The following is a 24,341-nucleotide window of genomic DNA, read 5'->3' as shown; positions in this document are numbered from 1 at the left end:
ACGACGCGACTGTCGAGGCACGCCCCGGCCCGGCCGGCGGCCTGCACGTCGAGGTCACCTTCGGCGACACCCCGGTCGTACGGGCTCAGCCCGCCACCTTGCGGACGGCCTCGGCCAGCACGTCGACCGCGTCGTCGAGCAGCTCGAAGTCGATCACCAGCGGCGGCAGCAGCCGGACCACGTTCGAGTAGGTGCCGCAGGTCAGCACCAGCACGCCGCGCTCGTGGCAGTACTTGGCCACCGCCGCGGCCGTGGTCGGCGACGGTGTCTTGCCGCCGGGCTCCACGAACTCCAGGGCCAGCATCGCGCCCCGGCCGCGGACGTCGCCGACCGCCGGGACCGATCCGGCGAGCTCGCGCAGCCTCGGTAGCACCCGCGCGCCGATCTCGGCGGCCCGGCCGGCCAGGTCCTGCCGCTCGATCGACTCCAGCGCGCCGAGCGCGGCCGCGCAGGCGATCGGGTTTCCGGCGTACGTGCCGCCCAGCCCGCCCACGTGCACGGAGTCCATGATCTCGGCGCGGCCGGTCACCGCGGAGAGCGGCAGCCCGCCGCCGAGCGCCTTCGCCGTGCAGACCAGGTCGGGGACGATGCCCTCGTGCTCGACCGCGAACATCCTGCCGGTCCGGGCCAGCCCGGTCTGCACCTCGTCGGCCACGAAGACGATCCCGTTCGCCCGGCAGAACTCGGCCACCCGCGGCAGGAAGCCCTCGGCCGGCACGACGAAACCGCCCTCGCCGGCGATCGGCTCGGCCACCACGGCGGCGACCCGGTCCACCCCGATCTGGGTCCGCAGCACGTCCGCGAACCGGGCGTACGCCTCCTCGGCGGGCGCGCCGCGGAACGGGTCGGCGGTCGGCACCCGGTAGATCTCCGGCGAGAACGGGCCGAACGAGTGCTTGTACGGCATCTGCTTCGCGGTCATCGCCATGGTCAGCGACGTACGCCCGTGGTAGGCGTGATCGAAGACCACCACCGCGGGCCGCCCGGTGTACGCCCGGGAGATCTTGACGGCGTTCTCCACCGCCTCGGCCCCCGTGGTGAACAGCGCCGTCCGCTTCTCGTGGTCGCCGGGGGTGAGCCGGTTGAGGGCCGCCGCCACCTCGACGAACCCGTCGTACTCGGTGACCATGAAGCACGTATGGGTGAACCTCCCGGCCTGCTCGCGGACCCGCTCGACCACCCCCGGGTCGGACGCGCCCACGCTGGTCACCGCGATCCCGCAGCCCAGGTCGACCAGGTGGTTGCCGTCGACGTCGACGACGATGCCGCCGCCGGCCCGCTCGACGAAGATCGGCAGCGTGACGCCGAAGCCGGACGGCACCTCCCGCTGCCGCCGGGCGTGCCGCTCCCGGGAGAGCGGCCCGGGGATCTCGGTGTGCAGGATGCGCCGCTGCTCGATATCCGTCATGGAGTCATGCTAGGTTCGTCGGCTGTCGACCCCGACCTGCCGGAATGTCGAATCCCAGCCCACCGGACACTACAATCCGTCCATGCCGGTTACCGCCGCGGAGTTGCTCGCCATGCCGGCCCTCGGGCTGCGCCTGGTGACCGGCGACCCCGCCGCGACGATCCGCTGGGCGCACTCGGCCGAGCTGCTCGACCCGGCGCCCTGGCTGGCCGGCGGCGAGCTGGTGCTGACCATCGGGCTGCGGCTGCCGCGGTCGGCCGCCGGCCAGCGGCAGTACGTCGACCGGCTCGCCGACGCGCACGTCACCGGCCTCGGCTTCGGCGTCGGGCTGGGTCACGACCGCATCCCGCCGGCGGTCGCCCGCCAGTGCACGGCCCGCGGCCTGCTGCTGGTCGAGGTGCCGCTGCCCACCCCGTTCCTGGCGATCAGCGAGGCCGTCGCCGGCCTGCTCGCCCGGCAGGCGGGCGCCGCCGTCCGCCGTACGCTCGAACACCAGCAGCGGATGGCCCGGGCCGCGCTGAACGCCGGGGTGGCCGGCATCGTGCGCAGCCTCGCCCGGGCCCTGGACGCCGAGGTGGTGGTGACCGACGCGCACCACCTGATCCTGGCCGCCTCCCCCGGCGACGGCGCCGGCCTCCTCGGCCGGGCCACCGCCGAGCTGGGCGCCGAGGCCCGCTCCGGCACCCCGCTCGGGCTCAGCGTCTCGGCCGGCGACGAGCACCTGATGGTCCAGTCGCTCGGCGTCGGCGGCACCCGGCAGGGCCTGCTCGCCGTCGCCACCCACCGCGACCTGCACCACCCCGAGCAGCTGCTGCTCACCCACGCGGCGTCGCTGCTCTCGCTGGAGCTGGAACGCCCCCGCGAGCTGGTCGAGGCGCACCGCGGCCTGCGCTCGGCGGTGCTCGGCCTGCTGCTCGACGGCGACCTGCCGGCCGAGGTGGCGCGCCGGCCGCTGCGCTTCTTCGGCTTCGCCCCCGCCGACCGGCTGGTGGTGGTGCTGGCGCAGCCGGCGAGCCCGCACGTCGAGCCTTGCCTCGAGGGCCTGCCCGGCCGCCCCTACCTGCTCGCGGCCCGGGCGGACGGAGTGGTCGTGGTGGTACGCGCCGAGGACGAGGCGGCCGTGCTCGCGACGCTCGGGGCGGCCGACGTCACGCTCGGGGTCAGCGGCGCCACCACCGCGGGCGGCCTGCCGGCGGCGTTGCGGACGGCGGTGCAGGCCGCGACCGGCGCGCGCGCGGCGCGCCGGCGGGTGGCCCGCTTCGGTGACCAGCGGCTGCCCACCCTGCTGGCCCAGGAGGCGGTACGCAGCGCGGTCGGCCACCTCGCCGACGACCTGCTCGCCCCGCTCGCCGACCAGCCGCTGCTGTGCCGGTCGCTCGACGTCTTTCTGCAGCACAACGGGGTGTGGGAGACGGCGTCGCGGGCGCTCGGCGTGCACCGGCACACGCTGCGGCACCGGATGGCCCGGGTGGCCGAGCTGACCGGCCTCGACCTCGACTCCGCCCAGGACCGGGCCGCCCTGTTGCTGGCCCTGCTCGCGCGCAAACTGTCTTAAAGTTGGCACTACTCGCGGCGTTACCTGCGCTTTTGGTACTCGCGCCGCGCCGAATCCGGCAATTACTATCGCGTTCTCAGCTCATCAAACGATCACCCCGGGGGCCAGTCTGCGCACCTTCTCCGTCCCGGAACGAGTCGGCGGTTTCGGCCTGCTCGTCGGGTTCGGCGCTGCGCTCTGGCCGGCGTTCACCCAGCACACGGGCGTCGGGCTGCCGTGCCCGCTGCGGACGCTGACCGGCGTGCCCTGCCCGGTGTGCGGCCTGACGACCGCGGCGGTGGCGCTGGTCCGCGGCCAGGCCGCGGCGGCCTTCTCGGCCAACCCCATGATCTTCGGGCTGGCGACGCTGGCCGTCGCCGCCGTCCCGCTCGTGGTGTTGCGCGCCACGGGTGTACTGGAACCACCGGAACCGTGGCCGGCTGCTCGGCGACGGTGGGCGCAACGGCTCGTCTGGCCGCTCGTGTTCGCGAGCTGGCTCTTCCAACTGCATCGGCTCGGGATCGGCCGGGCCTCGTAAAGGAATGCCGAGATGACTTACCCACCCAGCAACGATCCTCAGTACGGGCAGCAGCCCCCGCCGTACGGGCAGCAGCCCCCGCAGTACGGGCAGCCCCAACCGCCGGTGTACGGCCAACCGCAACAGCCGCAGTACGGGCAGCAGCCGCAGTACGGCCAGCAGCCCGCACAGTACGGGCAGCAGCAGTACGGCCAGCAGCCCGCGCAGTACGGGCAGCAGTACGGCACGCCCGGCGGCTACGGCGTCGCGGCCGTCAACTACGCCAGCTGGGCGCAGCGCGTCGGCGGTTACCTCATCGACGGCGTGGTGCTCCTGCCGGTCTACATCGTCGCTGCGGTTCTGGCCGGCCACGGCACCATCGCCAACATCATCGCCATCATCGTCTACCTGGCCGGCATCGTCGCCGTGTTCTACAACCGCTGGTTCCTCGGCGGAAAGACCGGCCAGACGTGGGGCCGCAAGGCGCTCGGCATCCGCATGGTGAGCGAGGAAACCGGTCAGCCGATCGGCGCCGGCATGGCGTTCGTCCGCGACCTGTGCCACGCCCTCGACTCGCTCGCCTGCTACGTCGGCTGGCTGTTCCCGCTCTGGGACGCCAAGCGGCAGACCTTCGCCGACAAGATCATGAAGACCATCGTCGTCTCCGCCTGACCGTCAACTGAACGAAGGCGTGGCCCGGCCGGGATCGGCCGGGCCACGCTTTTACCGCAAGGCCCTCAGGTTCGTCGCCACGAGCGGCCCGGATGGGTCGCGGACGGGAATCTCACACGCACCTAGCCGCCACGCCGGCGGGGGCGAATCCGTGCCGAGAAGTCACTGCTCCGGCACGGGAGGACAGACCATCATGACCGTCAAACGTGTGGCGGCCGCGCTCGGCGTGAGCGCGCTGCTCGTCGGCACGGTGTACGGGCTGGGCCCCGGCACCGCCTCGGCCTCGAGTCACCGGGAGGCGCCGCTGGTCGCCGCCGACCCGGCGATCGACAACACCGACCTGTACGCGTTCGCCAGCCCGGAACGCCCGGGCTACGTCACCTTCATCGCCAACTGGCAGCCGTTCGAGGAGCCCAACGGCGGCCCCAACTTCTACCCGTTCGCCACCGACGCCACGTACCTCATCAAGGTCGACAGCGACGGCGACGCCAAGCCCGACGCGACGTTCCGCTGGACGTTCCACAACATCGACAAGCGCGGGAACAACACCTTCCTCTACAACAACGGCCCGGTCACCTCGATCGACGACGAGAACCTGCTCTTCCGGCAGACCTACACGCTGGAGTCGTCGTTCCACGGCGAGCCGTTCAAGGTACGCGCGCAGGACGTGCCGGTGGCGCCGTCCCGGGTCGGCCCGGCGTCGATGCCCGACTACGGCACGCTGCGCTCGCAGGCGACCCGCACCCTGCCCGGCGGCTGGAAGATCTTCGCCGGCCAGGCCGACGACCCGTTCTTCCTCGACCTGCGGGTCTTCGACCTGCTGTACGGCGGGAACCTGAGCGAGACCGGGCAGGACACGCTGGCCGGCTACAACGTGAACACCATCGCCATCCAGGTGCCGTTCAAGGACGTCGCGCTGCGCGGGGATGCGAAACGGAACCCGAACATCGGCATTTGGACCACCACCGAACGAGATCGCGTACGGGTGGCCGACGGCACCTCGTCCGGCGGCCGGGTGCAGGTGTCCCGCCTCGGCAATCCGCTGGTCAACGAGGTGGTCGTGCCGGCCGGGCTGAAGGACACCTTCAACGCGACCCCGCCCGACCGGGACGCGAAGATCCCGGCGCTGGTCAGGCGGGTCACCAACCCGGAGGTGCCGCAGCTGATCCAGAAGATCTACCAGGTGCCGGCGCCCGCGACGCCGCGCAACGACCTGGTCGAGATCTTCCTGACCGGCATCACCACGAAGGCCGGCGGCCCGATCAAGGCGGACCTGAACTCGCAGCTCGACAACGCGGACGTGGCGGCGGGCCGGTTCACCCCGTCGGAACAGTTGCGGCTGAACCTGTCGGTACCGGTCAGCGCCCAGCCGAACCGGCTCGGCGTGCTCGGCGGCGACCTGCAGGGCTTCCCGAACGGGCGGCGGCTCACCGACGACGTGGTCGACATCGAGTTGCAGGCCCTGGAGGGCGCGGCGCAGACCGGCAAGCTGGTCGACGCGCTGGCCGCGGGCGACAAGGTGGACGCGAACAACCAGCCGTTCGGGGCGAAGTTCCCGTACGTCGCCCTGCCCAACACCGCGAGCGTCAACACCACCGGTGGCATGACGGCGGCCCAGCCCCAAAGTGCCGGGTCCGGCACTCCTGACGTGGAGCAGTCGTCCGGCGCGGTCGCCGCTCCCGCCGACGAGACCACGCCGGGCAGGACGTGGATGACCAAGCCGGTGGCGTACGCGACCGGCGCGACCAGCGTCGGCGCGCTGATCCTGGCCGCCGGACTGTTCACCTTTCTGCGCCGGCGCCGCCCGACGCAGCCGGCAACCAGCGCCTTCGACCCTGACCAGACGATGCGGATGTGACCGCCGGGTGGGCGCGCTCTGGTGGGCGCGCCCATCCCGCTGTCCCCTTTGGAGGATCCCGATGCGCCGCATTCTGACCAGCCTCGCGCTCGCCGCCGCCGTCCTAGCGGTTGCCGGCATCGCGTTCCGGCCGCACACCGCGCCGCCCCGTTCCGTCGCCCAAGCCCAGCCCGTCGACGTCCTGGCCGACCGGGTCGCCCGCGCCCAGCAGCACCTGCGCGACGTGCCCGGCGACTGGGGTGGCTGGGCCGCTCTCGGCGCCACCTACCTCGAACAGGCCCGGGTCACCGCCGACTCGGCCCTCTACCCGCAGGCCGAGCGGGCCGCCCGCAAGTCGCTGGCGCTGCGCCGGGACGGCAACGGCGGCGCGCTGGTCGTGCTCGGCGCGCTGGCCAACGCCCGGCACGACTTCGCCGCCGCCCGCGACCAGGCCGAGGCCGCGCTGCGGATCGACAGCGCCGACGCCGACGCGTACGGCGTGCTCGCCGACGCGCTCACCCAGCTCGGCGACGCGCAGGGCGCGACCGGCGCGGTGCAGCGGATGCTCGACACCCGGCCCGGCCTGGCCGCCTACGCGCGCGCCTCCTACGACCTCGAGCTGCGCGGCCGGATCGCCGACGCCACCGGGCTCATGCGCCGGGCGCTGAACGACGCGGTCGACCCGCACGACGCCGCCTTCTGCCATACCCAGCTCGGCGATCTCGCCTTCGGCCGCGGCGACCTGCGTACGGCCGGCGACGAGTACGCGGCCGCCCGCGCCGCCGACCCGGCCTCGGTCGCGGCCCAGCGCGGTCACGCCCGGGTCCGGGCCGCTCAGGGCGATCTCTCCGGCGCGCTGGCCGACTATGCCGACCTGACCGCCCGGCTGCCCGGACCGTCCTACCTGATCGAGTACGCCGAGCTGCTCAACGTCGCCGCCCAGCCCTCGGAAGCCGACGGGCAACTGGCGCTGGCGGCGGCCGCCCAGCGGCTCTTCACCGCGAACGGCGGCCGGGACGACCTGGCCACCGCGCAGCTGGCGCTGGCCGAGGGCCGGCCCGCCGACGCGGTCAAGGCGGCGAGCGCCGAGTGGGCCCGGCGGCACCATCCGGACGTCGCGGACACGCTGGCCTGGTCGCTGCACCTGGCGGGCCGGGACGCCGAGGCATTGGCCTACGCGCGGACGGCGATCGCGGGCGGGGCGCATCCGGCCACATACGCGTACCACCTCGGCCTGATCCACCTGTCCCTCGGCCACCGCGCCGAGGCGCGCGCCGAACTCGCCCGCGCACTGGCCACCAACCCGTACTTCTCCCCGGTCGACGGGCCGAACGCCCGCCGCGCCCTGTCCGCCCTCGGAGACGCCCGATGAGCCGACTCGCCCGCCCGCTGCTCGTGCTGGCCGCCGCCGTCCTGGCCGGCCTGCTCGTCCCGGCCGCACCCGCCCAGGCGCACCCGATGGGCAACTTCTCGATCAACCAGTACGAGGAGCTCACCGTCCACGCCGACCGCGTCGACGTGCTCGCGCTCTCGGACATCGCGGAGATCCCGACCTTGCAGGAGAAGCCCCTGATCGACACCGACGGGGACGGCCGACTGTCGGACGCCGAGCGGGCCGCCTACGCCACCGCGGAGTGCCGGCGGTTCGCGGACGCGTTCGCCGTCACCGCCGACGGCAAGCCTCTGACGTGGACGGTCACCGATCCCGGCTATCGCCTCGCGCCCGGGGCGGGTGGCCTCTCCACCGGCCGGCTGTCCTGCTCCTTCGCCGCGCCGGCCCTCTTCGCCGTGCCGGCCCCCTTTGACGTGCCGGCCAGGGCCACGACCCTGCGGGTCGACAACCGCTATCGGCCCGGCCGGGTGGGTTGGCGTGAGCTCACTGCCCACGGCGATGGCGTACGCATCGACAGCCCCCTGCCGGCCCAGAGCGTGAGCGCCCGGCTCACCACGTATCCGCGCGAGCTGCTGACCTCGGCCCCCGACGTGCACACCGCGACGATCCGGGTCGGCGACGCCGCCGGCGGCGCGGCGGGCGGCGGCGCGGCGGGCGGCGGCGCGGCGGGTGGCGGCGCGGCGGGCACCCCGGCCCGGCTCGCCGCGAGCGGCCCGAGCTGGCTGACGTCCGCGCAGAGCCGGGTCGAGTCGGTGGTCGGCGGCCGGTTGACGCCGCTGGTGCTCGGCCTGGCGTTCGTGCTGGCCCTGCTGCTAGGTGCGGGCCACGCGGCCCTGCCCGGCCACGGCAAGACGGTGATGGCGGCCTACTTCGCCGGCCGCCACGGCCGAATCCGCGACGCGCTGGCGGTAGGCGGCACGGTCACCCTGGCCCACACCGGCGGCGTGCTGGCGGTGGGCCTACTGCTGAGCACGTCAACAGCCCTGGTCGGGGAGCAACTACTGGCCTGGCTCGGCGCCGTCAGCGGCATCCTGGTAGCGGCCGTCGGCATCGCCATGCTGATCTCCGCCCGCAAAGCCCGCCGCCACCCCACCCAGCACGCCCACGCCCACAGCGACCACAGCCACGCCCATGACGATCACAGCCACGCCCACGACGATCACAGCCACAGCGATGGCCAGGCGCACGGACACGAACACGGGCATCGTCACCACCGACCGGGCGGCCGGCTCGGCCTGGCCGGGATCGGACTCGCCGGCGGCCTTGTCCCCAGCCCCTCCGCGCTGGTCGTGCTGCTCGGAGCGATCGGGCTGGGCCGCGCCGGACTGGGCGTCCTGCTGGTGCTGGCCTACGGGATCGGCATGGCCGGCACCCTCACCGCGGTCGGGCTCCTGCTGGTCGTCGCCCAGCGCAGGCTGGGCGGGCTGATCGCCAGAGGCGGCCGCGCGGCCCACTTCGGCGGCCTGGTGAGCCGGGTGACCAGTCGCGTTTCGGCCGGCGCCCCGACAGCGACGGCTGCCCTCGTCGTCCTGGTCGGCCTCGGCATGGGAGTCCGTGCAGTGGTGTAGCCGCCGAACCGGCCGGTTAGCGCAAGACGGGCGCGCGGCGAGCGCGAGTAGGCAGCTCAGCCCGGAAGCGGCGGCAAAGGCGCAACCAACGACGGCGCCGGCCGGGAAGGCGGGGACCGGTGTTCGCCTCGTACTTTCGGAAGGTTTTGATCTTTCGGAAGTTTCGGGCCGTGCCGCCACTCCCGGACGCCGGCGCGCTGCCCGCTAACGCCAAGCTGCCCGATCCGTTCAAGAAGCTGGACGGCACCCGGACCGCCAGCCCCGCCGACTGGACCTGTCGGCGGGAGGAGATCAAGAAGCTGTCCGAGAAGTTCGTCTACGGGGAGCAGCCGTCGCTCGGCGACGCGTTCGGCTCGTTCACCGGCGCGCCGACCCGGCTGCCGGTGGACACGCACGAGGTGGTCGGCATGATCGCGCCGCGCGCCGACCGGCGCGACGATCACCAACGCCTGGAACGCCGACCGAAGCGGCAACAGCGGCGCGGTCCAGTTCAGCAACGTCGCCTACAACGGGCAGGTCCCGGCCGGTGGCTACACCGAGTTCGGCTTCCAGGCGACCGGCAACAGTAGGGCCATGGTCCCGACCTGTGGCACGTGATCGGGGTGGGGCTACCCCTACCCCGTTTTGTCGGGTTGCCGGGATCGGAACGGGCACCGCCATCGAGAAGCATCAAAAGAGTCGTTGATCGATTCCTAAAAGGAGCTTTTCGATGCTCACTCGCAAGGCGCTCGCCACCGCCGTAGCCGCCGCCCTGTTGACCGCCGCAGTCGCCCAGCCGGCGGTCGCGGCGACCGCCGCCCTGCCGACGCACGATCCGGTCCGCACCGAGTTGACCGCGCTGGTCGACACCGACGGGTTCCCCGGCGCGCTCGCCTCGGTGACCGACCGCCGGGGCCGGATCCGCCAGCCGACCGCCGGAGTCGCCGTGCTCGGCACCAACCGCCCGGTCCCCGTCGACGGCCAGGTCCGGATCGGCAGCAACACCAAGACCTTCGTCGCCGTGGTGATGCTGCAGCTGGTCGCCGAGCACCGGGTGCGGCTGGACGCGCCGGTCGACACGTACCTGCCCGGCCTGCTGCGCGGCGACGGCATCGACGGGCGGCGGATCACCGTACGGCAGCTGCTGCAGCACACCAGCGGTCTGCCGAACTACACCGAGTTCCTCGGCGTGGACGACCTCTCGCTGCGCTTCCGCCACTTCCAGCCGCAGGACCTGGTCGACGTCGCCCTGGCCCATCCGGCCGACTTCGCACCCGGCACGAAGTGGGAGTACAGCAACACCAACTACATCGTCGCCGGGCTGATCATCGAGAAGGTCACCGGCCGGCCGCTCGCCCAGCAGATCACCGACCGGGTGATCCGCAAGGCCGGCCTGCGGGACACCTACTTCCCGGGCAACGGCGAGTTCGGCATCCGCGAGCGGCACCCGCACGGCTACACCCCCGACGCGAACGGCGCGCCGTTCGACATCACCGTCCTCGACCCGTCCTGGGCCTGGGCCGCCGGCGAAATGGTGTCGACCCCCTCCGACCTGAACAAGTTCTTCGCCGAGCTGATCGCCGGCAAGCTGCTGCCCGCGGCCCAACTCGCCGAGATGCGCACCACGGTGCCCGCCGACCTCTGGCCCGGCGCCCGCTACGGCCTGGGCCTGATCAGCTCCCCCCTGAGCTGCGGCGGCGTCGCCTGGGGCCACGGCGGCGACATCCCCGGCTACGAGACCCGCACCGAGGTCACCGCCGACGGCCGCGCCGCGACGGTCGCCATCACCTCGCTGCCCGACACCGAGCAGAAAGCGAACGACGTCCTCCACGTGGTCGACACCGCCCTCTGCAGCTGAGAAGGTCGCTGGAAGTTGGCTCCCGGCATCGCCCGGGAGCCGCTTCGCGCCCCTACTTCCCAAAGATCAAAACCCTGCGAAAGTACGAGGCGAGCACGAGCCCCCACCTTCCCGGCCGGCGCCGTCGTTGGTTGCGCCTTTGCCGCCGCTTCCGGGCTGAGCTGCCCACTTGCGCTCGATACCCGACCGACTGTCCACGATCTACCGTTGATCCGCTCAAATGCATCGCCGGCGCGGGTGGGCGCTACGGCCGATACGTCGTCGGTAGCCGCCGGAAGTGCCTACCACAGCTACTGATGGTCGGGGTGGGTTGGACAACGAGCTGCACGACCGGTACCCGGGCGAGCCCGGTGCCGAGGAGTTCCGCGAGGCGCTGCGGGCCGTCAAGGCCACCGCCTGACGTCCGCCAGCAGGCACTACCCTCCTCCGATGGCCGACCGCACCACCGCGGAGGTGTAGCTGACCGTGGCCGAGGTCGCGGCTGCCGTGGATCAAACCTCGCGCCCATCGGCTCGCGCGGGGCACGGATCCGGGTCCGCTTATCCGGCTGGTGACGGCGCCATGGTCGGGCCGGTGCCGGTTCGGGGTATCGGCCGCCGGCTGTGATCGGGTGCCTGGAAGGGGACATGGAAGTGGCCGCCGGTGGCGCTTCGCGCGTTGGACGGGCTTGTCCCCCGAGGCCATCTGCGCATGCATGGACGGCACGCCGCTGCAAGGCCCGTGCGCTGAGGCTGCTCGATGCCAAGTGCCGGGCAACCGATAACGCCCGGCCCGGTAACTCGGTTGTACTAACGAGACAGCCAAGCACACAAACCGAAGGCATCGCCATCCATTGATCGATTGGACTCCGGCCGCCGAGTACGGCAGGGTGTCGCACCGACACGTTCCGTACTCAATGGTCAACCGGTTGAAAACCATGCCGTAACGGCGGTCGGGCGGAGCCCGGAACAATGAGGATTATTCACGACGGCCAAGGCCACTTGCATGAGCTGCGGCAAACCTGCAACTCGAGGTAGGTCGTGAATAACCCTCAGTCTTAATTTGATCACCTCCGGCGGCCACGGCCGGCGGATCACGGCCCGTCTTGTGAGAGGGACGGTGGAGCGCGGGTGAGAGACCATATCGTCGGCCGCGATCGGGAGCTCGCGGTCATCCGTAAGGCTTTGCAGGACACCGACGCCGGGGCAGGGGGCTGCCTCGTCGTCACCGGACCGCCGGGTATCGGCAAGTCGCGGCTGTTGCGCGCGGCCGGCGACTACGCGGACGAGCGGGACATCGCGGTCGCCGCCCGAGAGGCGTTCCGGCACGACCACACCGCGCCGCTGGTCACGCTGGCCGGGGCGTTGCGTGCGTGCAGCCCGCCGGCCAGCGAGTTCGGCTGGCTGTCCGATCCGGACGCGTCGGGGGGCAACTACGCGAAGATCGACCGGCTGCGGGACTGCCTGGAGCGGTACTCGAACCGGCAGCCGCTGCTGGTGGTGATCGACGACGCGCACTGGATGGACGAGCTCAGTGCCCTCGCCGTACGGGAATTGGTCCCTGCTCTTGCTTCTTCGCCGGTTCGCTGGCTGCTGGCCGGCCGGTCGCAGCCGGCCGAACTCGACGCCCCGGGCCGGCAGACCCTGGACTGGCTGGCCGAGCGGGCGACCACGATCCACCTGGACGTGCTCGACGACGCGGCCACCGCCCAGCTGTGCGCGGACGTGCTCGGCGCCGAGGTGGACGACACCGTGCTGGCCCTGGCGGCCGGCTGCGGCGGGCACCCGCTGCGCCTGGAGAAGCTGCTGTCCGCCCTGCTCAGCACCGATCAGATCATGGTCGCCGACGGGATCGCGACAGTGGTCGGCGAGGACCTGCCGTCGAGCTTCGTCGCGACCGTACGCGAGATCATGGGCTCCCTCCCGCCGGAGGCTCAGTGGCTGCTGCGCGCGACCTCGGTGCTGGACCGGCCGTTCACCATCGAGAACGCGGCCCGGCTGATGGGCCGCGAGCCGGTCGCCCTGTTCGACGCGATCGACCAGGTCACCGCCGCCGGCCTGCTGGTCGAGGACCAGGACGGCCTGGTCTTCCAGCACGACCTCGTGCACCAGGCGGTGCGCAGCACACTGTCCGGTTCGGTGGCCCGCCACCTGCATCAGGAGGCCGCCACGATGGCCCGCGAGCAGGGCCTCCCACCCGCCGAGATCGCCGAACACCTCTTGCGTACGGGCCCGGCCGGCACCCGCGCAGCAGTGGACATGCTCCGCGACACCGCCGCCTCGGTCGCGCTCACCGCCCCGGGCGCCGCGGCCGACCTGATGCTGCAGGCGCTGCACGCGGTCGGCGAGCACGATCCGGCCCGGCCCGCGATGGTGGCCGAGGCGGTCGGCCTGCTCGCCTCGGCCGCCCGCGTCTCGCTGGCCCAGGAGCTGGGCGAGGAGGCGCTGCGCAACGGCCTCGCCCCGGAGACCCGCACGGCGCTGCAGCTCGGCCTGGCCGAGGCGTCCAAGCACGCTGGCCAGAACGCCAAGGCCGCCGAGTACGCCGACGACGGCCTGAGCGAACCCGCCGTGGCGATGACCACCCAGGCCCGGCTGCACGCGATCCGCGCGCACGCCACGTTCTATCTGGACGACTACCCGGCCGCCGACACCTCCGGCGCGGAAGCGGATCGGATCGGCCGCGTGCACGACCCCGGCGCGGCCGTCTTCGGGCTCACCGCGCGCAGCCTGGTCGCGCAGGCCGAAGGCCGGATCACCGACGCGTTCACGCACGCGGCCGCCGCCACCGACCTGGCCGACACGGCCGGCGGCGCGGCGCTGCACCGGCATCCGCGGATCTGGCTGGCCAACGCGCTGACCTCGCTGGACCGCTTCGACGAGGCGGAACGGACGCTGCGCCGCGGCCGCCGGGAGGCCGAGGGCCTGGGCACCGGCTGGGCCCGCCCGCTGCTGCACTACTTCTCGGCCGCGCTGCTGACCGTGCGCGGCCGGCTGGACGAGGCGGTGGCCGAGGCGGACGCCGGGGTGGCCATTTCGGAGCAGGTCACCGCGTACGCGCTGACCGTGCCTTTGCTCGGCATCCAGGCCAAGCTGGCCGTGCTGCGCGGCGACCTCGACCAGGCGCGCTGGTGCGTCGGCCGGATGACCGAGCTGCTCGCCGGCGGGATCACCGCGCCGCCGGAGGACGTCGAGTGGCCGCGAGCCCGGCTGCTGATCGCCGAGGGCGCGCTGGGCGACGCCTTCGAGCTGCTCAGCCCGGTGTACGAGCGGCCGACTTTGATCGTGCAGGAGCCGCGGGCCGCCGCCACGCTGGTCGGGCTGGCCGTGCAGGTCGGCGCCCAGCACAAGGCCGCCGCGGTGGTCGAGGCGACCGCCCGGCTGGCCCAGCGCAATCCGGGCCTGCACGCGGCGGCCGGCGCGGCCGCGCACGCCGCCGGGATCCTGTATCGGGACCCGCGGCAGCTGTGCACCGCGGTGGCCGAGTTCCGCCGGGCCGGCCGCCCGCTCGCGCTGGCCTCGGCGCTGGAGGATTCGGCGCTGCTGGGCCGCGACCAAACCGATCGTTCGACCGTACGGGCGTGGTACGACGAGGCGATGCGGTTGCTCACCGCGGCCGGGGCGCACGGCGCGATCCGGCAGCTGCAGGAGGGCCTCGGCGCCTGGCGCGGCATGGCGCCCGCCCCGGCCCCGGTCGACGAGACCGCGCCCTGCCTGCCGCAGCTGTCCCGGGCCGAGCGGGCGGTCGCGATGCTGGTCGGGCAGGGCCTGACCAACATCGGGGTGGGCCGTCAGCTGCACCTGTCCCCGCACACAGTGGACAGCCACCTCCGCAAGATCTTCATGAAGCTGGATCTGCACAGCCGGGTCGAGCTGGCCGCGGTGGTCGCCCGGGAGTGTCACCACAATCCCGGAGTCACGTGATACCGCGAGCGGCCCGCGCCGCCCGAGCATGGCGTCATGCCGGATTTTCGTACGCGGGTGCTCGTGGTCGGGGCCGGCCAGTCCGGCTGTGTGCTGGCCCTGGAGCTGGCCCGTAACGGCGTGCCGTGCGTGCTGCTGGAGCGGGCCTCCCGCCCGCCGGGGCGCCCCGAGCTGGCCGTGCTGCGCGCCGCCGCGCGCGACCATCCGCTGATCGACCTGCGGGAGGGCTGGACCTTCACCGGCCTGCGGCTGGAGGCGGACCGCACGGTGGCGACCGTGATCGACCGGGGGACGCGCGCCCGGCACGTCGTCGAGGCGGAGTATCTGGCGGGCTGCGACGGCGGGCAGAGCACCGTACGCCGAAGCCTTGATGTTGTTCTCGAGGACGCGCTGCCGGTCGACGTTTCCCGGCTCCTCGAGGCGACGCCGTGGGACGGGGCGCTGGGCATCGCCCGCACCTACCGAAGGGGTACGTCCTTCCTGGTCGGTGAGTCGGCGCACCGCTTCCACCCGCCGTCGCGCTCGGCCGAGCTCTCCGTGCGGGACGCGGCCGACCTGGGCGCGAAGCTGGCGGCCGTGCTGACCGGCCGCGGCGAGATCGGACTGCTGGACAGCTACGAGGGCGAGCGGCGGCCGTGCGCGGTGCTCGAACGGGAGGCGCTGATACGCGCGCTCGGCGGCCCCGCGTCGGGACATCCAACCCAGGACCACGTGAACACGTGATGCGCGGGATGCCACCGTCCAGACACGCTCTGTCAGGGCACCAAAGGGGACAAACGTTAGGGATGGCGATGACGACGGCACCGACCGCACCGACTGCTTCGGAACGCTTCCAGCACACCGTCGTGGCTGGATGGATGAGGCGGCTCTCCGAGAACACGTCGCCGCGCCGCAACCACTGGCAGACCAAACTGATCTACTACCGGGCCGCCGCCGACGTGCTCGCGGCCCCGACCGGCGCGCCGCTGAACTGGCGCAGCATCGTCACCGCGGCCGGCCCCAAGGGCTGCCGCAGCACGTTCTACGAGGTCGCCGGCTCGCACGCGCGGCACCGGATGGTCGACGAGCTGATCAACGACGGCGGCTGCGACTCGATCCAGATCGCGCTGCGCTACCTGCGGTCCGACCCGGTCGAGCAGCTCATCGACGAGACGAAGGTGTGGTCGTTCTGGCCGTACCGGCAACGGCTGCTGCCCAGGCTGGCGCTGCTGCCGGCGGACGAGGCGGAGGCCGAGCTGGGCGAGACGCTGACCGCCTGGGCGCGCCGGTACCCGGCGCTGGCCGACGCGGTCGAGCACACCCCGCCGGCCTGCGCCGTCGAGGACCTCACCGTGATCCACGAGGGACTGGTCTCCGGCACCCAGGCCGCCCAGCGCCTGACCGACCGGCTCGCCGACCGCTGACGAGCGCTACGCCGCCTGCAGGGCCATGTCGGTCTTGAGGCACTGCTCGTCGGCCGGGGCGACGCCGTACGCGCGCAGCGCCGTGGAGACGCGCCGGGCCACCGCGGCGGCCTCGTCCACCGGGCAGCGGGCGGAGAGCTCCAGCAGGTACGAGCCGTCCGGGTAGTCCCAGCGTTCGGCGCGGACGCCGTGGTCGAGGCCGCGCAGCTTGACGCTCTGGCACCGTACGTCGATCGGCCCGAAGACGACGAGATCGCCGAGGTCCACCGCCGGCGCGTACCGATCGAGGAGTTTGCGCTGGCCCGGCGAGAGCAGCCGGGTCAGCGGCCGGCCCGCGGCGATCGCCTTGGCCACGGCGCCCCGGGCGAGCCGCTCCTTCAGCGCGCCCGAGCAGACCGCGTGCCCGGGCAGCGCGTCGATCTCCATCTGGAACCGGTCGGCCTGCCGCAGCCAGCGCGGCACCCGGCCGGGCACGACCGGCCGGAGCTTCACCACGGCGTCGTCCCGGCGGCCCGCCCGGTCCCGGAACCGGATGATCACGCCGCGCCGGTAGAGGTCGAGGGCGGGGGTGTCGAGGAAGTAGACGCGCCGGGCCGAGCCGGTCGCCCGGTCGAGGCCGAGCGAGCGGCCGTCGCGGACCGGCACGACCAGCTTGAGCTCGACCTGGTCGGCCTGGCGTGCCAGGGTCCGCAGCGGGTCAGGCTGCCAGAATCCCGTCTTCACCCGGTTGCCTCTCCGACTCGTGACGGAGCCGCATACCCCGTACACCAGTCGTTAACCTTACGTCAACCTAAGGGTGGTCTCCAAAGATCGGCGCGTCACGGCTGGATCGGCAGGATCCCGCACGTGGAGATCGCCGGCACGCCGGCCAGCCGCTGCCCGAGCCAGTCCACGGCCGTGCCCTGGTCGGCGAGCAGCGGCCCGACGTGGTTCAGCAGCGGGCTGCCCACGCTCGGCAGGAGGACCGGGGCGTACACGACCTTGGCGCCGAGCTTGCACCAGTCGGCCGCCATCGTGCGGGCCTGGGCGTGCGGCACCAGGTTGTCGCTGATGCCGGTGGCGACCCGGACGACGCCGGTCGGCTTCCTCGTGCCGATCAACTGCTCGGCCACGTACGCCTTGAGGCTGGGCTCGGACCTGATGATGTCGGCGAGCGACTGGCCGGTCGTCGTCCACGAGGAGCTGTGCTGGTCGAGGTAGCCGAGGATCGCGTCGCCGACGCACATGGTGGACAGGTCCTTGAGCGCGGCCCGGCCGGCGTCGCTGAGGTACTTGTCGAGCAGCGGCTCCAGCTCCGGCTCGGACTGGGCGAAACCGTTGACCGCCCAGGCCAGCGCGCCGACCAGCTCGGAGCCGTCGATCGCGGCGGTGACCGCGGCGAGGTCGGCCGGTGGGGCGCCGGCGTAGGTGGCCGTCAGGCTGACGTCCGGGGCGTAGGACGCCTGGAGTTCGGCGGCCGAGGCGACCGCGCCGCCGCCCTGGCTGTAGCCGTACAGGCCGACCGCGGACTTCGCGGTGAGCGACGTGTCCGGGAGCGCCTTGACCGCGCGGGCCGCGTCCAGCACGGCATGACCCTCGTCAACCCGATTGACGTACGTGTGCAGCCGGTCCGTCGTGCCGAGGCCCACGTAGTCGGTCTCCACGACGGCGATGCCCTTGGCGAGCAGGCGGTACATGGCCAGGATCTCGTAGCCGACGGAGAGGGTGGTCTGATTCCCCTCGGTCCCGATGATCAGGCCGCGCTGCAGGGCGAGCGAGGTGGAGCACTGGTCGCCCTGGCCCATCGTGCCGGGCGCGAGCACCACCAGCGGCCGCGGCCCGGACCAGGAGGCGGCCGGCTCGATGTAGGCGCCGGTCACCGCGACCGGGTTGCCGTTCGAGTCGGTGGACTTGTACATGATCCGGGTCGCCTTGCCCGGCAGGGTCGAGCCAAGGCCCGGCAGGGACAGCGCGAGCGGCAGGGGCTCGCTGCGGATCAGCGAGCCGTCGGCCGTCGGCAGGGTCGCCGGCGGCGTGTAGAAATCGGGGATGGTGACGCCGCGGGAGGTGACCGTGGCGTGCGCCGGAAGCGGGGAGAAGCTCGCCACGACCGCGGCGGCGAGCAGGGCGACGGGGATGCGGGTGCGCAGGGACATGTCCGGCCTCCAAGGGGGCTCCGCCTGCCTGGTTACCGGACGGTAACTTGGCAAAACGAGACCTTCCAGAGGCCAGAACTCTCACTCCCGCACAGCTCGCCGGCGCACCAGAACCGTCACCACCAGGGCAAGAACGACGAGCAGGACGGCGTACGACCGCTGCCCGGCACGCGTGGCCACGACCGCCGCCTCGGCCAGCAGCACCCCGCCCGGCAGGAAGATCGCGACGATCCGAGACCTTCCCGGCGTACGTGCGAAATAGCCCCCGGCCCCGAAGACCGCGCCGACCGCGACGCCCAGCGCCATCCAGACCAGCGCCGTCGCGTTGTACGCGTTCCCCAGCTCGTCGTGCTGGATCAGGTAGGCCGCCACGTAGTAGGCCGGCACCGCGATCACCAGCATCGCCGCCCCGGCCGCGGCGCTCGGCCACACCCGCCACCGGGCCCGCCAGGTCAGCAGGAACGCCGCCACCGCCCACACCGCCGGGGAGTTGCCGAGCCCGCCGAACGGGAACGGCACGTACTTGATCCAGACGAAGTCGAGGAACCCCAGCAGCAGCCCGGCCACGGGCGTGATCACCATGCCGGGAGGGTAGAAGCCTCACGCTCGTGCCGGTCGCCCCTTGTAGGTCAACCCCTCGTCCCACGCCGCGCCCCGGACGGCGCGGCCCAGCTCGATCAGCGCTTCAAGATCATCCGGATTGACCGGCGCCTTGAGCCGGTCCTCCAGTTCGAGGCAACGGGCGAGCCGCTGCTTGTCCCCCTCCACCTGCTGCCAGATGTCGCTGGCCCGGCGCAGGCTGTCCCGTTCCAGCACCGCGGAGCGATCCTTGATCCGATTCTCGAGTGTTTCCGCGATGGCCCTGGCCGCGCGCTTCCACCGTTGCTCGTTCGGCAGGAGCAGCAGACCACCGGACGGCGAGGTGCCCGCCGACGGCGGAGGCGCGTACACCGGGCGCTGCCGGGGCAGGCGCCGGACGGCCGTCTGTCCCAGGAGGGCCTCGCACTCCCGGGCGACCGACACCCGTACCAGGATCGCGAGTTGGGCCGCCGCGAACGGTGCACGCAACGCGTTCTCCGGGACGAACCGGGGCTCGGGCTGGCGGATCGTCTTGCGGTGGATCTCGGCGGTCGCCCAGTGCAGCAGGTTGAGGATGCGTCCGTACGAGGACCGCCAGTCCGCCGCGCCGAGCAACGTGGCCTCCAGGACCAGCGCCAGGTCGATCTCCCGGTCGGTCTTCGTCCACTCGCCGTCGCGCGCCCGCAGCCAGGCCAACGCCGTGTGCACCTCGGGCGCGTCGCCGTCACCGGCCCGGATCAGGGCGGCGACGCACATCGCCGTGGTCGCCTCGTCCCGGTTCCACGATCCGGTGCCACCCTTCCACCAGCCGCCGTACGGGCCGCCCTTGTCCCGGGGGCGCTTCAGCCACTCGCACGCCCGCCGGACCGTGGTGCTGTTCTGATAGGTCTCCCCGGCCCGGCACAGGCCCAGCACCACTCGCGCCGTCACCCACGGCACCCGGCTCGGGTAGAAGAAGCCCTCCGGCTGGCACTGCGCCTCGGCCGTCCGCACCAGCGAGCGACGGAGATCGTCCGCCTTGTGCAGGGCGGTCGCCTCGAAGCCCAGCAGCACCCCGAGCATCCAGGTCCGGTAGAAGCGCTCGAAGTCGATCTGATCGGTGTTCGCCGGGCCGAGGCCGAGGTCCGGCACGCTCAGATAGGCGTCCTCCAGGTCCATGTACCGGGCGATCTCGACGAAGTCCTCGGACTCCCTGGTCGACTGGTCGGCCGGCTCGGGGAGCACCCGTGGCTGGTCGTACCGCCAGCGGCCGCGGACGAACCGCGCGACCTCCTGCCACTGCGAGTGATGCCCCAGTTCGGCAAGGGCTTCGGCGGCGAAGACCGCGGCGCCGACGTTCTCGCCCCAGCCCGGGTCGCGCGCGCAGTGGTCGTCGAGCTGCGTGCCGAGATCGAACAACAGATTCCAGGCCGGCCGGAGGTACGAACGGCCGCCGGTGGCGCCGCCGCGGAAGTCGCCCTGGTCCAGCCGGTGCAGCAGGTCGCTGCCGGCGGAGCGGCCGATCAGCTTCAGGTACTCCCAGATGACGTCGCCCGGTGGGGTCGTGGACCGCAGCCGCCGGATGAGGGTGGGCGCGTCCCGGCCGGAAGCCAGCGAGTAGTGGGCGCTGTTGTGGCTCAGGAACGAGTCCGGGCCCCTGCTGAGGCGGTGGATGAGGTCCTCGGGGAAGCGCCGGCGCACGATCGCCGTCGGCGGCCGGATCTCCAGCAACTTCAGGCAGGCGAACCAGTAGACGATCTCCCTCTCCGGCACGGTCGCGGGCAGGTGGTCGGGCGCCGGGGTCGGCACCCGCCGGAACGACTGGAACAGCGGATCCCGGTCGACAATGGCCGGCCGGCCGGTGGCGAGCACGCGGGCGGGCAGGCGGAAGTCCGTACGGAGCTTCTGGGTGAGGGCGAACGCCGGCCCCACTTCGGACATCCGGTCCTGAACCTGGTTGACCACGACCAGGATGTCGTCGTGCCGCGGCAGCCGCAGCAGCTCCCAGGCGATCGTCTCGGCACCCGCGCGACCGTCCCGGACATCCAGCCACGCGCAGGCATGGCCCTCGCGTTCGAACTGGTAGGCCACGATCGCGGCGCTGATCGTCTTCTGGGTACCCGGGCCGCCCACCAGGACCACGTCCGGCATCTGGGACAGTGACTGATACACCCGCTCGACGGTCTGGTCGGGAGCGCCGAGCTCGTCGATGCCCGGCCGGCTCGACCGGTCGATCTCCGGAAAGTCGTCCCGCCGGCGCTCCAGCACGTCCTCGACCAGGCGGAGCGCCACCAGTCGCAGCGGGCTGAAGCGCCGGTTGACCGCCCGCTCGATGAGCGGCAGATCGACGGAGATCTGCCGGGCGTCCCTGCGCGCATCGGTGCCGACGTCGATCGTCAGCCGTTGACCCGCCACGTCGATCCGATGGGTGAGGATCAGGCTCGGCTCCTCGCCGTCCAAGGCCTTCCGGCGCTCGGCATGGATCTCCTTCCAGGCCGCTTCGAGCCGATCGCCGATGCTCACCGCGCCCAGAAGGCTGTTCCACATCGCAACCCCCGGCATCGCGACGGAGGACGGCACATGTCAGGCGTGAGCGACGATCCGCAAATACGTGGCGGGTTGAAGCTCGCCGTCAACGTGCCCGACCTCGGCTTTCGTAATACGGAATCCGTGTTGGACGAAAATCGACTCGATCTCGCTCTGCCCTCCGATCGGCCTACTCCGCATCCTGCGCACGTACTCACGCGCCGCATCGTGCAGATCGTCGAAGTCGATCTCAAGTAGCCAGTGCGAACTCTTGGCCCGCTCATACAGACGTAGCAAATATTCGGTCTCGGCGCGAGACTGATCCTCGACCGATCTTTCGAGGTCATGCAGTCGCACGGTGGTGACCACGCAGCCGCCCGGCCGCAGCACACGGCGCCAGTTCTCGACCACGCGCTCGGCCTCAACCCGCTCGAATCGGGTCAGGAAGGCGTCGGACACCACCAGGTCGACCGGGCCGAGATCGGCAGCGAATTCTTCGCCCCGATCGAGGAAATCGACCGCGTGGATCGCCACGTCGACACCGTGCCGACGGCCCAGCCAGCGATTGGCCAGTAACGGGGTATGGCACAGGTCGGCCACGTGGACGTCCAGGTTTTCCGGCCGGTCCGCGGCGGCCAGCACATAGGCGAGCATCCCGTAGTCGGCGGCTCCGGTGATCAGCACCCGGGGTCGTGCGTGGGCGTGCAACTCGAGGCGGAGGTGCTCCTCGTAGAACCGGGCGTGCCAATTCGGGCTGCTGACCAGATTGAACAGCCGCAGGTACTGCCAGGAGCCGTGGTACCAGGCGCAGCCGTCCGCGTCGACGTGATCGCCGGTGCACGCGTACTGCGCGATCGAGTGCACCATGTCGGCCGACTCGAGCAGGGGCTCCGGCACGCGCGGCGCCTCGTGCTCGAGCTCGCTGCGCTTCTCCCACAGCTGGTCCCACCGTGCCCGGGCGGTGCGCACCTCCTCCTTGCGGGCGCTGACCACCCAGCTGGGCGGGCCGTTGTCGCCGTACTCCTCGTAGACCACGACCCGGTTGTCCACGATCCACATGTTGGTCATCGGAACTGCCGCGTCGACACTCCCGCCGGCGGGATCCCGCGCCTGCCGATCCCGCGAGCTCGCCCCGGCATAGAGGCGGTGCGCGATGATGCGGCTGGCATTGTCGTCCTCGACCTGGAGCAGGATGCGCTCGGCGTCGGGGTTGCCGAACGGCACCAGATAGAGCCGCCGGACGTCGTGGCCCTTCATGGCGTGCCGGCGCCACACGAGCAGCGAGAACAGATCGAGATTCTTGGGACGCCCGGAGACCGGCACGAGCTGGTAGACCGTGTCGGCGGTGCCGGCAAAGGCCCGGATGAGCTCGGGCAGCGCATTCTCCGGCAACCGGACGACCTGGGGGTCGGTGCCCGAGACGGCGACCTGATGGCTGATCAGTGCCAACCGTGCCTGGAGCAGCAACTCCGCCGTGCGGTCCTGGCCCTGGGTCACGACAGCGCCGGAGCGGCGGCCTGGTCGTCCTCGTCCTTGAACGCGATGACCACGAGGTGGTCGGACGACTCGTCGACGCTCGACACGAAGGGCCGCAGCCCGGCGCAACTCACCAGATCATTGATCTCACTCGGCAGGTAACGCCGGGAGACGAAGCAGCGGACCCGGTGCCCGGGCGGCAACTCGTGATCGTCCAGGAAGAGCGGCCGGGTGAGGATGGCATGCCCCACCACTTCGTCCTTCTCGTAGCTGAGCTCGAAGTCGAGATCAGCGGAATCGATCCCGATCGCGATCAGCGGTTCCAGGGCCGCGGCGCGGAACACCTGATTCCGGTACGGCGTAAGCATCCCCTCCGGATCGGCGTTGCCGGTGCGTAAGGTGGCGCCGACGACCAGCGTGTCCCCGATCCGCAGGCTCCGCTGGATGTTGCGCAGCGCCGCGCCGGGGCGCTCGAAATTGCCGATCGTGTTGCCGAGAAAAAGTGCGGTGATCGGAGCCTCGCCGGTCCGCCACTCGCCGATCGCGGCGGTCGGTTCCGCCTCGACGTCCCAGCCGGCCTGAGCGAAACTGACATCGGGCCGCCGAGACTCGAATCTTTTTCGCGCCATCGCGAGCAGGGACTCGCTGAAGTCGAGCCCGAGAAACGTGGTCGGCGGCTTTTCCGCATCGTGCAACCGGGCCAGCAGGGCAAGAGAACTGACGCCATTTCCGGGGCCGATTTCGGCCAGCGCGGGGACCTCGTCCAGGCCGGCTCGGCGCATCGCCTCGCGAACGAATGAGACGGCACCGGTGACCGACCGATACCCCTCCTGGTGCGCGAGCCGATCGTGGGTGTGGGCGGCGCTACCTGCGTAGGCGAACTTCAGCGGCAACGCACCGCGCACGATCCCCGCCGCGACCGCGTCGCGGTGGCCCGGGCGCTCGAAGTGCGAGGGGACCTTGACCTCGAGAGTGTCGCTCACGTTCGGGCCCTCCACCGGAGGGCGTTGCCTGGCTCCATAGCTAGCTCATCTTCGAGTCATCCGGAGAAAAGTCAAGCATAGTCGCCGCGCGCACACCGGGAGGTATAAAGCGGTCGCGCTACGTGTACATTCGACACTTTTCGTCGGCCCGGCTCTTTCATGATCAGAAGAGTGCGCCCCACCGGATGAGTCCGGGTAGCAGCGCGATCGCCGCCACCAACGAAATGAGGGTGAGCCCGAGCGGTATCCGAACCGCTCGAAGCGATTCCTGCCGATAAAGGTCGCGGACCTGTTGCCGTTCGCGGGGCGAGAAATCGGGCGCGATCTGCAGGTCGGCATCCCGCTCACTGCTCTGCAACACCTGGGCGGCCCAGGTCAGGAAGCCGGCCGCGAGGACCCAGGTGGCCGAGTCGAGTCCGATCGTCAGGGCCGGCGCGTCGCTGTCCGGGCTGGTGGCGACAGAGGTGATCATGTTGATGCCGGCCCCCGCGAAGAGGCCGGCCAGGAAGTTCAACGACGACGAGCCTGGTAGCCAGTTGCGCACGGTGCGTCATTCTTCCGCCGCGCATCGAGCCGAGGCAATGGGGGTAAC

General features: G+C 72.0%; 19 protein-coding genes and 1 pseudogene. 12 read left to right on the top strand and 8 right to left on the bottom strand.

Annotation, left to right across the window (positions count from 1 at the left end; all coding sequences use genetic code 11):
* Positions 1 to 85 precede the first annotated feature (85 nt).
* The gene (gene gabT / locus IH26_RS0121865; RefSeq protein ID WP_030438090.1) at positions 86 to 1,408 is read right to left on the bottom strand and encodes a 4-aminobutyrate--2-oxoglutarate transaminase; all 1,323 of its coding nucleotides are present in this window, start codon (positions 1,406 to 1,408) and stop codon (positions 86 to 88) included.
* Between the two features lie 82 nt (positions 1,409 to 1,490).
* On the opposite strand from gabT, the gene IH26_RS0121860 reads away from it, so the two are divergent.
* The 12 genes and pseudogenes from IH26_RS0121860 (at position 1,491) to IH26_RS0121805 (ending at position 16,071) form a co-directional block, all read left to right on the top strand.
* Positions 1,491 to 2,963 (top strand): PucR family transcriptional regulator, encoded by a 1,473-nt coding sequence (locus IH26_RS0121860; RefSeq protein ID WP_030438089.1) that lies wholly within the window; start codon positions 1,491 to 1,493, stop codon positions 2,961 to 2,963.
* Positions 2,964 to 3,024: 61 nt separating this feature from the next.
* Positions 3,025 to 3,480, top strand: a complete 456-nt coding sequence (locus IH26_RS64235) for a DUF2752 domain-containing protein (protein ID WP_342668295.1) — start codon at positions 3,025 to 3,027, stop codon at positions 3,478 to 3,480.
* 12 nt (positions 3,481 to 3,492) lie between these two features.
* Positions 3,493 to 4,131, top strand: coding sequence for an RDD family protein (locus IH26_RS0121850; protein WP_030438087.1), 639 nt, complete (start codon positions 3,493 to 3,495; stop codon positions 4,129 to 4,131).
* A 193-nt stretch (positions 4,132 to 4,324) separates the two neighbouring features.
* Positions 4,325 to 5,989, top strand: coding sequence for a DUF4331 domain-containing protein (locus IH26_RS0121845; protein WP_030438086.1), 1,665 nt, complete (start codon positions 4,325 to 4,327; stop codon positions 5,987 to 5,989).
* A 61-nt stretch (positions 5,990 to 6,050) separates the two neighbouring features.
* Positions 6,051 to 7,340 (top strand): tetratricopeptide repeat protein, encoded by a 1,290-nt coding sequence (locus tag IH26_RS0121840; RefSeq protein ID WP_034215818.1) that lies wholly within the window; start codon positions 6,051 to 6,053, stop codon positions 7,338 to 7,340.
* Positions 7,337 to 8,929 carry a hypothetical protein gene (locus IH26_RS0121835; protein ID WP_030438084.1) on the top strand — a complete coding sequence of 531 codons (1,593 nt, stop codon included), beginning with the start codon at positions 7,337 to 7,339 and terminating at the stop codon, positions 8,927 to 8,929. The genes IH26_RS0121840 and IH26_RS0121835 overlap by 4 nt, the downstream gene beginning before the upstream one ends.
* Before the next feature lie 119 nt (positions 8,930 to 9,048).
* Positions 9,049 to 9,300 (top strand): annotated as a pseudogene (locus IH26_RS64550) (hypothetical protein); the annotation flags it as partial.
* A gap of 67 nt (positions 9,301 to 9,367) precedes the next feature.
* On the top strand, positions 9,368 to 9,526 hold the full coding sequence (locus IH26_RS58090; protein ID WP_084599004.1) for a cellulose binding domain-containing protein: 159 nt from the start codon (positions 9,368 to 9,370) through the stop codon (positions 9,524 to 9,526).
* A 112-nt stretch (positions 9,527 to 9,638) separates the two neighbouring features.
* Positions 9,639 to 10,766: a serine hydrolase domain-containing protein gene (locus IH26_RS0121825; protein ID WP_030438082.1), complete on the top strand. Its 1,128-nt coding sequence runs from the start codon at positions 9,639 to 9,641 to the stop codon at positions 10,764 to 10,766.
* Between the two features lie 1,109 nt (positions 10,767 to 11,875).
* Positions 11,876 to 14,668, top strand: a complete 2,793-nt coding sequence (locus IH26_RS0121815) for a helix-turn-helix transcriptional regulator (RefSeq protein ID WP_030438081.1) — start codon at positions 11,876 to 11,878, stop codon at positions 14,666 to 14,668.
* Positions 14,669 to 14,704: 36 nt separating this feature from the next.
* Positions 14,705 to 15,391 (top strand): FAD-dependent monooxygenase, encoded by a 687-nt coding sequence (locus IH26_RS0121810; RefSeq protein WP_245665367.1) that lies wholly within the window; start codon positions 14,705 to 14,707, stop codon positions 15,389 to 15,391.
* Positions 15,392 to 15,459: 68 nt separating this feature from the next.
* Complete coding sequence (locus IH26_RS0121805) at positions 15,460 to 16,071, top strand: hypothetical protein (RefSeq protein ID WP_030438079.1); 612 nt, start codon at positions 15,460 to 15,462, stop codon at positions 16,069 to 16,071.
* A gap of 6 nt (positions 16,072 to 16,077) precedes the next feature.
* On the opposite strand, the gene IH26_RS0121800 is transcribed toward IH26_RS0121805, so the two are convergent.
* From IH26_RS0121800 to IH26_RS0121770, 7 genes are all read right to left on the bottom strand, one after another.
* The gene (locus IH26_RS0121800) at positions 16,078 to 16,794 is read right to left on the bottom strand and encodes a hypothetical protein (RefSeq protein WP_034215833.1); all 717 of its coding nucleotides are present in this window, start codon (positions 16,792 to 16,794) and stop codon (positions 16,078 to 16,080) included.
* A 95-nt stretch (positions 16,795 to 16,889) separates the two neighbouring features.
* Positions 16,890 to 18,206 (bottom strand): lipase family protein, encoded by a 1,317-nt coding sequence (locus IH26_RS0121795; protein ID WP_030438077.1) that lies wholly within the window; start codon positions 18,204 to 18,206, stop codon positions 16,890 to 16,892.
* Positions 18,207 to 18,287: 81 nt separating this feature from the next.
* Positions 18,288 to 18,788: a DUF6518 family protein gene (locus IH26_RS0121790; RefSeq protein WP_051808379.1), complete on the bottom strand. Its 501-nt coding sequence runs from the start codon at positions 18,786 to 18,788 to the stop codon at positions 18,288 to 18,290.
* A gap of 18 nt (positions 18,789 to 18,806) precedes the next feature.
* Positions 18,807 to 21,311: a hypothetical protein gene (locus IH26_RS0121785; RefSeq protein ID WP_030438075.1), complete on the bottom strand. Its 2,505-nt coding sequence runs from the start codon at positions 21,309 to 21,311 to the stop codon at positions 18,807 to 18,809.
* Between the two features lie 36 nt (positions 21,312 to 21,347).
* Complete coding sequence (locus tag IH26_RS56005; RefSeq protein ID WP_051808378.1) at positions 21,348 to 22,787, bottom strand: class I SAM-dependent methyltransferase; 1,440 nt, start codon at positions 22,785 to 22,787, stop codon at positions 21,348 to 21,350.
* Positions 22,784 to 23,749 carry an L-histidine N(alpha)-methyltransferase gene (locus IH26_RS0121775; RefSeq protein ID WP_157437313.1) on the bottom strand — a complete coding sequence of 322 codons (966 nt, stop codon included), beginning with the start codon at positions 23,747 to 23,749 and terminating at the stop codon, positions 22,784 to 22,786. The genes IH26_RS56005 and IH26_RS0121775 overlap by 4 nt, the downstream gene beginning before the upstream one ends.
* Before the next feature lie 163 nt (positions 23,750 to 23,912).
* Complete coding sequence (locus IH26_RS0121770; RefSeq protein ID WP_030438072.1) at positions 23,913 to 24,293, bottom strand: hypothetical protein; 381 nt, start codon at positions 24,291 to 24,293, stop codon at positions 23,913 to 23,915.
* Positions 24,294 to 24,341: the final 48 nt, after the last annotated feature.

The sequence above is a fragment of the Actinoplanes subtropicus genome (genome assembly GCF_000721705.1).
GTDB lineage: Bacteria > Actinomycetota > Actinomycetes > Mycobacteriales > Micromonosporaceae > Actinoplanes > Actinoplanes subtropicus.
The sequence above is the reverse complement of the archived record's forward strand: the minus strand, read 5'-3'. Positions and strand labels throughout refer to the sequence as shown.